Origin of the sequence: Enterobacteriaceae endosymbiont of Donacia marginata, assembly GCF_012567685.1 — a bacterium.
GTDB lineage: Bacteria > Pseudomonadota > Gammaproteobacteria > Enterobacterales > Enterobacteriaceae.
This window is the reverse complement of record NZ_CP046184.1, coordinates 453095-462406: the sequence shown is the minus strand read 5'-3', so window position 1 is coordinate 462406 and position 9312 is coordinate 453095. Positions and strand designations below refer to the sequence as shown.

The following is a 9312-nucleotide window of genomic DNA, read 5'->3' as shown; positions in this document are numbered from 1 at the left end:
TTTAAAATCCAAATTAAATAAAATTTAATTTAATATAATTTTGGAATAAAACAATATAATTTTTTTATTAAAATAATTTTATATTATAATTTTTTTATTTATTTAAATATTTTAAAAGATCTAAAGATAATTTTTTTATCCCAATATTTTTTTTAGACGAAATAAAATAAAATTTACTTATAAATTTATATTCTTTTAAAATTTTTTTACTGTAATAAATTAAATCATCTTTATTATATAATAAATCAATTTTGTTTAAAATAAGCCATTGTTCTTTTAAAAGAATTTTTTTATCATATTTTTTAATTTCATAATTAATAATATTTATAATATTAGATAGAGACAAATTATTTTTAATGTTAATTAAAGATACATCTATAAAATGTAATAATAAATTACAATATTTAAAATGCTTAATAAAACTTAATCCTAAACCTTTCCCAAGAGAAGATTTATTAATAATACTAGGAACATCTAATATAGAAATAAAAGAATTATTTAATTTATTTTTAATAATTCCTAAAATAGGTTTTGTAGTTGTAAAAAAATAATCCCCAGTTTTAGTTTTAGCCGAAGATATTTTTTCTATAAATGTTGATTTCCCTGAATTAGGTAAACCTAATACACTTACATCAGCTTTTATAATAAATTCTAATTTTATTTTTTTTTTTTCTCCTAAGACACCTTCAGTTCTTTTATATGGAGTTCTATTTATAGAAGATTTAAAATTAATATTCCCTAATCCTCCATTACCTCCTTTTGCTGCTAAAAAAACTTGTTTATTTTTTTTTAATGAAATAATAATTATATTTTTTTTTATATCAATAATATTTGTGCCTATCGGCACACGAATAAATAAATTTTTACCATTTTTCCCTGTACATTGATAATTTTGGCCTTTAAATCCATCTTGGGATATATAATTATTTTTACGATGAAAATTATTTAAGTTATTAATATTATTGTCAGATATAAAATATATATCTCCCCCTTTTCCTCCATTACCGCCATCAGGCCCCCCCTTAGGGATAAATTTTGCATGATGGAAACTAATACATCCATTACCTCCTTTACCTGCCTTAATATATATAATAGCTTCATCAAAAAATTTCATTATAACTCCATTTTATAAAAAAAAATATTTTATTAATTAAAAATTAGTTATTTTTTATTAATTAGAATTTGAAATTAAATAATCATAATATTAATATATTTTTTTTTTTTTATCCCTTTATTAGTAAATTTAACAGTTCCATGTATTTTAGAAAATAAAGTATGATCTTTACCACATCCTACATTATCTCCAGCATGAAATTTAGTCCCTCTTTGTCTTATTAAAATATATCCTGGTTTTACTTTTTCACCTCCAAAACATTTAATTCCTAATCTTTTAGAATGGGAATCTCTACCATTTCTAGAAGAACCTCCAGCTTTTTTATGTGCCATAAATATTTTCCTATATTAAATATTGAATTTTAAGAATTTTTATATCAGTAAATAATTGACGATGTCCTTGTGTTTTTCGATAATGTTTTCTTCGACGAAATTTAATTATTTTAATTTTTTTATTTTTACCATGTAAAATTAATTGCGCTATTATTTTAGCTCCAGGAATAATAGGATTACCTATATTAATTTGATTTTTATCATATATTATTAAAACATTTTTAAATTCAATTTTATCTCCAATATTACCTATCATTTTTTCTACTTTAATAGTTTGACCCTGAACAACTTTATATTGTTTCCCACAACTATCAAAAACAGCATACATTTATTATTATCCTCATAAAATATTTTAAAAATAATTAATTATATAAAAAATATAATTTAATTTTAATTATTTAATAATTTTTATGTAATTAATCTTTTTATTTTATTCTTTTAATTTTTGCACCTAAAGAAATTAATTTTTTTTCTATATTTTCATATCCTCTATCAATATAATCAATATTATCAATAGTAGTGATCCCAGTTGCAATACATGCAGCTAAAACTAAACTAATTGATGCTCTTAAATCTGTAGCTTTCATAGTTGAACTATAAAGTGATGTAACTCCTTGACAAAATACTTTATTATTATCTATAAGAATTTTTGCCCCCATTTTATTCAATTGATGTATATATAAAAAACGGTTTTCAAAAATAGTTTCTTGTACTATACTATATCCTGAGGATATACAATTTAATAAAGTAAATTGGGGTTGCATATCTGTAGGAAAATTAGGATATGGTCCAGTTATAATATTAACAGCTTTAGGTCTTTTATTATTCATATTAATACTACACCAATTTTTACCTGTTTTAATTTCTGCTCCTGTATATTCTAATTTTTTTAGAACTATTTTTAAATTTTTAGGATTAGTATTTTTACATATAATATATCCTTTTGATATTGCAGCTGCTATTAAAAAAGTCCCTGTTTCTATTCTATCATCCATAATTGTATAAATACCTCCTTTTAGTTTTAAGACACCTTGAATTATTATTTTCTTAGTTCCTGCTCCTTTAATCTTAGCTCCCATAATATTTAAAAAATTTATTAAATCTTTTATTTCCGGTTCTTTTGCTGCATTATCTATAATAGTTATATTTTTAGCATAAATTGCAGCTAAAATAATACTAATAGTAGCTCCTACACTATTTTTTTCCATTATAATATGAGACCCTTTAAATTTTTTATCTATAGAAGCAATAATGCAATTATTTTTTATATAAATATTAGCACCTAATTTTTGTAAATATTTAATATGTAAATCAATAGGTCTCATACCAATAGAACAACCTCCTGGTAAAGACATGTGTATTTTTTTTAAACGTACTAATAAAGGACTTACTAACCAAATAGAAGCTCTAATTGATTTTATTAAATTTTGTGGAAAATTAAAATCAGTATGTAAATTACTTGCATTAATTATTAATGATTTACCATTTTTAATTTTTACTCCTAAATGTAAAAATAATTTTATCACTATATCTATATCTTTTAATTTAGGAATATTTTTAATTTCGATTACTTCTTTTATTAAAAGTGATGCAAATAAAATTGGTAAAGCTGCGTTTTTAGATCCAGAAATATTAATCTCTCCTTTTAGTTTCACTGGACCTTTTATTATAAATTTACCCATTTTTTACTCTGAAATACTAATAAAATTTTAAAATATAATAAATTTTAATATTTTATAAATTTTTAAGATAAATAATCTTTTTAATTAATTTTGTAAAAAATTAACCAATAAAATTTAATTTTAACGTTTAGAAAATTGAGGACTACGTCTAGCTTTTTTAAAACCTACTTTTTTACGTTCTACTTTGCGATCATCACGTGTTACAAATCCTGCTTTTTTTAAATCTTTTCTGAAAAAATTATCGTATTTTATTAATGCTCTTGTAATCCCATGTCTAATAGCCCCTGCTTGTCCTGAAGTACCACCCCCTTTTACAGTAATATATAAATCTAATTTATTATTCATTTTTATTAATTCTAAAGGTTTCATTATCATAAAATGATATGTTTTTCTAGAAAAAAAAATATTTATGCTTTTTTTATTAATTAAAATATTACCATTTCCTTTTTTAATAAATACTCTAGAAGAAGAACTTTTTCTTCTTCCTGTTGCATTATAATCATAATTAGTTTTTTTCATTAATTTATATCCTTAATAATATGATTAAATATTTAAAATACTTTGTTTTTGTGCCATATGTTTATGTGTTGAGCTAGAATAAATTTTTAATCTCTTTAACATTAAGATTCCTATTTTATTTTTAGGTAACATTCCTTTAACAGAATGTTGAATTATTTTACAAGGATTTTTTTTAATTAATTTTTCAAATGAAATTTTTTTTAATCCTCCAGAATAACCACTATGATTAAAATAAAATTTATTTTTTTTTTTATTTCCTGTAATTTTAATTTTATTAGCATTTATAATTATAATATAGTCGCCTATATCAGTATAAGGCAAATAAGAAATTTTATGTTTTCCCATTAAATAATATGCAATTATACTTGATAATCTTCCTAAAATTTTATTTTTTGCATTTACAAGATGCCATTGACGATGAATTTTTTTTTTTAATAAAATACTCATATATATATCCAAAATATGATTAAGTAATAAAATTATGTAATTTATTTATTTTTAATTTTTTTATAAAAAAATATAAATTTTTATTAAAAATATGATAATATAGTTATATTATAAATGCAATTAGTCTTTTTTATTTTAATATTACACATTGAATTATATTTAAAATAAAATCTTTATTTTAAATAAATAATATTTTTATTTTATTTTTTTGGTGATTTTATGAATCTAATCTCTACAAAAAAAAAAGAAGCTAATTTAATTAAAATATTTAAAAATTTAATAAAACAAGAAAAATTTAGTACACAAATAGAAATTGTACGTGCTTTACAAGAAGAAGGGTTTAATAATATAAATCAATCTAAAGTATCTAGAATGTTAACAAAATTTGGAGCTGTAAGAATTAGAAATACTAAAATGGAAATGGTATATTGTTTTCCTTTAGAATTAGGAGTGCCAAATACAACTAGTCCATTAAAAAATTTAGTATTAGATATTGATTATAATGATATTTTAATTATTATTCACACTAGTCCTGGAGCTGCTCAATTAATAGCTAGATTATTAGATTCTTTAGGTAAATCAGAGGGGATATTAGGTACAATTGCTGGTGATGATACTATTTTTGTAGTACCTACTCGTTTATTTAAAACTATTCATTTATATAATTCTATACAAAATTTATTTGAACAAAAATTTTAATATAAATAAGATTTATAAAAAATTTTATCTTATATATTTTAATCCATTCATATATGTCCTTAAAATTTTAGGTATTTTAATATTTCCATTTTTAAGTTGATAATTTTCCATAATTGCAGCTAATGTTCTACCAATTGCTAATCCAGAACCGTTTAAAGTATGTATAAATTCAATTTTTTTATCTGTTATTCTTCTATATCTTGCTTTTATTCTTCTAGATTGAAAATCCCACATATTAGAACATGAAGAAATTTCATAATATTTATTTTTTGAAGGAAACCATACTTCTAAATCATAAGTTTTACTTGATGCAAAACTCATATCTCCTGTACATAATAATACTTTTCTATATGGTAATTTTAATAATTGTAATATTTTTTCTGCATGATCAGTAATTTGCTCTAAAGCGATAATAGAATTTTTAGGTTTAACTAATTGTACTAATTCTACTTTATCAAACTGATGTGTACGTATTAATCCTTTATTATATTTACCATATGAACCAACTTCCGATCTAAAACATGGACTATGAGCAACTAATTTAATTGGTAAATTTTTTTCTTCAATAATTTTATTATATACTAAATTTGTTAAAGGCACTTCGGCAGTAGGAATTAAAAATTCTTCACATATATCAGAATTTTTAAAATTTTTTATATGTAAAAGATCTTTACTAAATTTAGGCAATTGTCCAGTACCATATAAAGCTCTTTTATTTACTATATAAGGGACATAAACTTCTGTATAGTTATGGTTAATAATGTGAGTATTTAACATAAATTGAATAAGTATTCTATATAAATAAGCAATTAATCCTTTTAATACAAAAAATTTTGAACCACTTAAGTTAACTCCTGCTTCTAAATCAATACCTTTATTTAAATAACCTAATTCTACATGATCGCGTATAGTAAAATTATATTTATTTTTTTCCCCCCATTTTTTTATTTCTTTATTTCCTTTTGAATTTTTTCCTAAAGGTACATCATTTAATGGTAAATTAGGTATTGAAGTATAAATATTATTTATATTTTTTTTTATATCATTAAATATAATTTTTTCTTTTAAAATTTTTTTATTAATGTTAATTACTTTTTTCTTTAATTCAAATATATTGTTAATATTTTTTTTTGATAAAATTTTAGATATTTGATTTTTTTTAATTTGTAATTTTTCTATTCTTATTTGTATATCTTTACGTTTTTTTTCTAATTGATTTATTGTATTAATATCTAAAAAAAAATTTTTTTTTTTTAAAATTGAATATACATAATCAATATTATTACGTAATAATTTTACGTCTAACATAATTTTCCCTCTATATTAAATAAAAAATATATTATATAATGTAAATTTATTTTATATAAATTTTAATTTTTAAAAAATTAAATATTAGTATTTAATTTTGATATTTTAAATATTAAAATAATAAGTTTATTATATGAAAAATTTAAAAAAAACAAAACTCCTTATTTTAGGATCTGGTCCTGCTGGTTATACAGCAGCAATATATGCTGCAAGAGCTAATTTACATCCTATTATAGTAACAGGTAATCATATTGGAGGACAATTAACAAAAACATTTAATATAGAAAATTGGCCGGGAAATTTTCCAAATATAACTGGAAAAAAATTAATGGATCAATTATATAATCATGCTTTATATTTTAATACTAGTATTATAAATGATACGATAATAAAAATTATTAATTTTGATAAATCACCTTTTATTGTAGAAGGTAATTTATTTAGATATATTTGTAACAGTATAATTATTGCTACTGGGTCTTATCCAAAATTTTTAGGTTTAGATTCTGAAAAAAAATTTATAGGTAAAGGAGTTTCTTCATGTGCTGTTTGTGATGGTTTTTTTTATCGTGATAAAGTAGTAGCTATCATAGGAGGAGGTAATTCTGCAATAGAAGAAGCATTATATTTAGGAGAAATTGCTTCTAAAGTACACTTAATTCATAGAAAAAATAATTTTACTGCTGAAAAAATATTACTTAAAAAATTAAAAATATTAATAAAAAATAATAAAATAGTATTACATACTCCTTATATAGTTAAGGAAATATTAGGAAATAATATTGGAGTAACAGGTATAAAAATTTATTCTTTATCTAATAAAAATGTTAAAATACTACCATTATATGGTATATTTATATTAATTGGTACTATCCCTAATAGTGTTTTATTTAAAGAAATATTAAAATTAGATAAAAACGGTTATATTATTACTAATAGAGATAAATTAAATAATTCTTGTTTTACAGAAACAAATATCCCTGGAATTTTTGCTGCTGGTGATGTTATGGATAATACTTATAGACAAGCTATTACATCATCAGCTACAGGATGTATGGCTGCATTAGATGCACAAAAGTTTTTGAATAAAAATTACTAATAAATAATTAATTCTTTAAAAAAGATCAATAATCATAACTAAATAATAAATTAGTAAAAAAAATAATTATTTTATTTAAATTAATTAAAATTATTAACGACTACGAAAAATAATTCTACCTTTTTGTAAATCATATGGTGTTAATTCTACAGTAACTTTATCTCCTGTTAATATACGAATATAATTTTTTCTCATTTTACCAGATATATGTGCTGTTATTATATGTCCATTTTCTAATTTTACATGAAAAATAGTATTTGGTAATGTATTTAATACAACACCTTGCATTTCTATATTTTCCTCTTTTGACATTACTATACCTTATATAAATAAATAAAATATTATAATTATAATTTTATATTATTTTTTATATAATTCCAATAATATCCTTTTTTATTTATTAAATAGTCATACTTCCCTTTTTCAACTAAAAATCCATTATCCATAAAATAAATACAATCCATTTTTTTCATAATCTCAATATTATGTGTAATAAATATAATTATTTTTTTTTGAAAAATTGATAAAATTAAATTAATAATTTTAGTAGATGAAATCGCATCTAATCCTTCTGTAAGTTCATCTAATAAAATTAAATCCCCATTATGAAATATAATTCTTGCTATTCCTAATTTTTTTAATTCACCTCCTGAAAGTGTTCTTCCTCCCTCTCCCATCCATATATCCAAATTATTTTTTTTATCTAGTAATTTTTTTAAACCAACTAATTTTAAAATTTTTATTAAATATTCATTACTAATGTTGATATTATTTTGATTATTTAATAAAATATTATTTTTTAATGTATCACTAAATAAATATATTTTTTGAGGTAAAACACTTATACTGGTTCTTAATGAAGATAAATTCCATTTATTCAAATCACATTCATTTAAATAAATTGCTCCCTTTATTGGATCCCACGCTCTAGTTAATAACATAAATAATGTTGTTTTTCCACAACCATTATGCCCAGTAATAGCTATTTTTTGTTTTTTTTTTATATGTAAAGATATATTTTTTAATATATATGGATAGTTTTTTTTATAGTAAAAAGATAGATTTTTTATATCTAATTTTAGATAATAATTTTTATTAATTTTTTCTTTATTTATAAAAGTAATAATTGGTTTTTTTTTTATAATATTAAAAATTTTTTTAGCTGAAAAAAATATTTCATGAATATTTTGAAAAATATTATTTAAAGGAAATAATATTTTTGAAAATGTTATTAAAAATAATAAAAATAATATTATTTTATATTGTAATTTTATATTATTAAAATATATATGAGTATATAATAATATTATTATTATGTTTATATCAGTAATAATATTCATTAATAATTGTGAATAAATATTATTATTATTTTTTATGAGTTGTATTTTTTGTAATTTTAATTCTAGAATATTAATTCTATTAGATATATATTTTATACCTTCAAATATTTTATATTCTGTATAATATGATAAAAAATTATTTATTAAATAATAATATTTTTTTTTTATATTTATATTTTTTTCTCCTATTATTTTACCTTTTTTATAAAAATAAAAAAGGTAAAATATAGTTAATATTAATATATTAATAAATAAAATTATAAAAAAAAATGTATTAAATATACTTAGATAAATTAAAACTAGTAAAATTATAATTATAATAATTAAAAAAGGTGTAATTATTTGTAAATATAAAAAATCTAATATTTCAATATCTGAAATTAATATATTTAATATTTCAATATTATGAATAGAAATTAAATTAGATGGATATAAAGGAAATATCTTTTTTAAAAGAAGAATTCTTAATTTTTTTAAAAAATATAAAGTATTATTATGTTGAATTATTTTTTCAAAATATTTAGTAATAATTTTTATTACTGAAATTAATCGAATAATAGTTGAAGGGATAATATAATTATAATCAATTAGATTATCTTTCATACTTAATAAAAAAGTATAAGTTAATAAATATCCAGAAATTATAGATAAAAACAAATTCATTAAATTATTTATTATAGATAAAAAAATTCCCAAAAAAATTTTTTTAATATAACCTTTATAATTTTTTAAAAAATAAAATACATAAAACATTTTAAAAAACTCTTTTTTT

General features: G+C 19.4%; 11 protein-coding genes. 2 read left to right on the top strand and 9 right to left on the bottom strand.

Features of this window, described 5'->3' with window-relative positions; genetic code table 11:
• Nucleotides 1-94 precede the first annotated feature (94 nt).
• From cgtA to rplM, 6 genes are all read right to left on the bottom strand, one after another.
• Nucleotides 95-1114 (bottom strand): Obg family GTPase CgtA, encoded by a 1020-nt coding sequence (cgtA, locus tag GJU04_RS02245; protein WP_168893265.1) that lies wholly within the window; start codon nucleotides 1112-1114, stop codon nucleotides 95-97.
• A 74-nt stretch (nucleotides 1115-1188) separates the two neighbouring features.
• The gene (gene rpmA / locus GJU04_RS02240) at nucleotides 1189-1446 is read right to left on the bottom strand and encodes a 50S ribosomal protein L27 (RefSeq protein ID WP_168893264.1); all 258 of its coding nucleotides are present in this window, start codon (nucleotides 1444-1446) and stop codon (nucleotides 1189-1191) included.
• 10 nt (nucleotides 1447-1456) lie between these two features.
• A complete protein-coding gene (rplU, locus tag GJU04_RS02235; RefSeq protein ID WP_168893263.1) occupies nucleotides 1457-1774 on the bottom strand; it encodes a 50S ribosomal protein L21 in 318 nt (105 codons plus the stop codon).
• A 97-nt stretch (nucleotides 1775-1871) separates the two neighbouring features.
• A complete protein-coding gene (gene murA / locus GJU04_RS02230; RefSeq protein WP_168893262.1) occupies nucleotides 1872-3128 on the bottom strand; it encodes a UDP-N-acetylglucosamine 1-carboxyvinyltransferase in 1257 nt (418 codons plus the stop codon).
• 120 nt (nucleotides 3129-3248) lie between these two features.
• Nucleotides 3249-3647, bottom strand: a complete 399-nt coding sequence (rpsI, locus tag GJU04_RS02225; protein ID WP_168893261.1) for a 30S ribosomal protein S9 — start codon at nucleotides 3645-3647, stop codon at nucleotides 3249-3251.
• Between the two features lie 24 nt (nucleotides 3648-3671).
• Nucleotides 3672-4094 (bottom strand): 50S ribosomal protein L13, encoded by a 423-nt coding sequence (rplM, locus tag GJU04_RS02220; RefSeq protein ID WP_168893260.1) that lies wholly within the window; start codon nucleotides 4092-4094, stop codon nucleotides 3672-3674.
• Between the two features lie 219 nt (nucleotides 4095-4313).
• Here rplM and argR point away from each other — a divergent pair, with 219 nt between their 5' ends.
• Nucleotides 4314-4793, top strand: coding sequence for a transcriptional regulator ArgR (gene argR, locus GJU04_RS02215; protein ID WP_168893259.1), 480 nt, complete (start codon nucleotides 4314-4316; stop codon nucleotides 4791-4793).
• Nucleotides 4794-4817: 24 nt separating this feature from the next.
• Here argR and serS read toward each other — a convergent pair whose 3' ends face one another.
• A complete protein-coding gene (gene serS, locus GJU04_RS02210; RefSeq protein WP_168893258.1) occupies nucleotides 4818-6101 on the bottom strand; it encodes a serine--tRNA ligase in 1284 nt (427 codons plus the stop codon).
• A 133-nt stretch (nucleotides 6102-6234) separates the two neighbouring features.
• On the opposite strand from serS, the gene trxB reads away from it, so the two are divergent.
• Entirely contained in the window at nucleotides 6235-7200 is a 966-nt protein-coding gene (gene trxB / locus GJU04_RS02205; RefSeq protein WP_168893257.1) for a thioredoxin-disulfide reductase, read from the top strand.
• 93 nt (nucleotides 7201-7293) lie between these two features.
• Here trxB and infA read toward each other — a convergent pair whose 3' ends face one another.
• A complete protein-coding gene (infA, locus tag GJU04_RS02200; RefSeq protein ID WP_168893256.1) occupies nucleotides 7294-7512 on the bottom strand; it encodes a translation initiation factor IF-1 in 219 nt (72 codons plus the stop codon).
• 35 nt (nucleotides 7513-7547) lie between these two features.
• On the bottom strand, nucleotides 7548-9293 hold the full coding sequence (locus GJU04_RS02195; protein ID WP_168893255.1) for an ATP-binding cassette domain-containing protein: 1746 nt from the start codon (nucleotides 9291-9293) through the stop codon (nucleotides 7548-7550).
• Nucleotides 9294-9312: the final 19 nt, after the last annotated feature.

What these genes read in the sequence shown, in the direction of transcription:
- rpmA (WP_168893264.1), bottom strand. Translation starts at nt 1,446, where the DNA reads ATGGCACATAAAAAAGCTGGAGGTTCTTCTAGAAATGGTAGAGATTCC.
- murA (WP_168893262.1), bottom strand. Translation starts at nt 3,128, where the DNA reads ATGGGTAAATTTATAATAAAAGGTCCAGTGAAACTAAAAGGAGAGATT.
- trxB (WP_168893257.1), top strand. Translation starts at nt 6,235, where the DNA reads ATGAAAAATTTAAAAAAAACAAAACTCCTTATTTTAGGATCTGGTCCT.
- rplU (WP_168893263.1), bottom strand. Translation starts at nt 1,774, where the DNA reads ATGTATGCTGTTTTTGATAGTTGTGGGAAACAATATAAAGTTGTTCAG.
- cgtA (WP_168893265.1), bottom strand. Translation starts at nt 1,114, where the DNA reads ATGAAATTTTTTGATGAAGCTATTATATATATTAAGGCAGGTAAAGGA.
- rplM (WP_168893260.1), bottom strand. Translation starts at nt 4,094, where the DNA reads ATGAGTATTTTATTAAAAAAAAAAATTCATCGTCAATGGCATCTTGTA.
- rpsI (WP_168893261.1), bottom strand. Translation starts at nt 3,647, where the DNA reads ATGAAAAAAACTAATTATGATTATAATGCAACAGGAAGAAGAAAAAGT.
- argR (WP_168893259.1), top strand. Translation starts at nt 4,314, where the DNA reads ATGAATCTAATCTCTACAAAAAAAAAAGAAGCTAATTTAATTAAAATA.
- serS (WP_168893258.1), bottom strand. Translation starts at nt 6,101, where the DNA reads ATGTTAGACGTAAAATTATTACGTAATAATATTGATTATGTATATTCA.
- GJU04_RS02195 (WP_168893255.1), bottom strand. Translation starts at nt 9,293, where the DNA reads ATGTTTTATGTATTTTATTTTTTAAAAAATTATAAAGGTTATATTAAA.
- infA (WP_168893256.1), bottom strand. Translation starts at nt 7,512, where the DNA reads ATGTCAAAAGAGGAAAATATAGAAATGCAAGGTGTTGTATTAAATACA.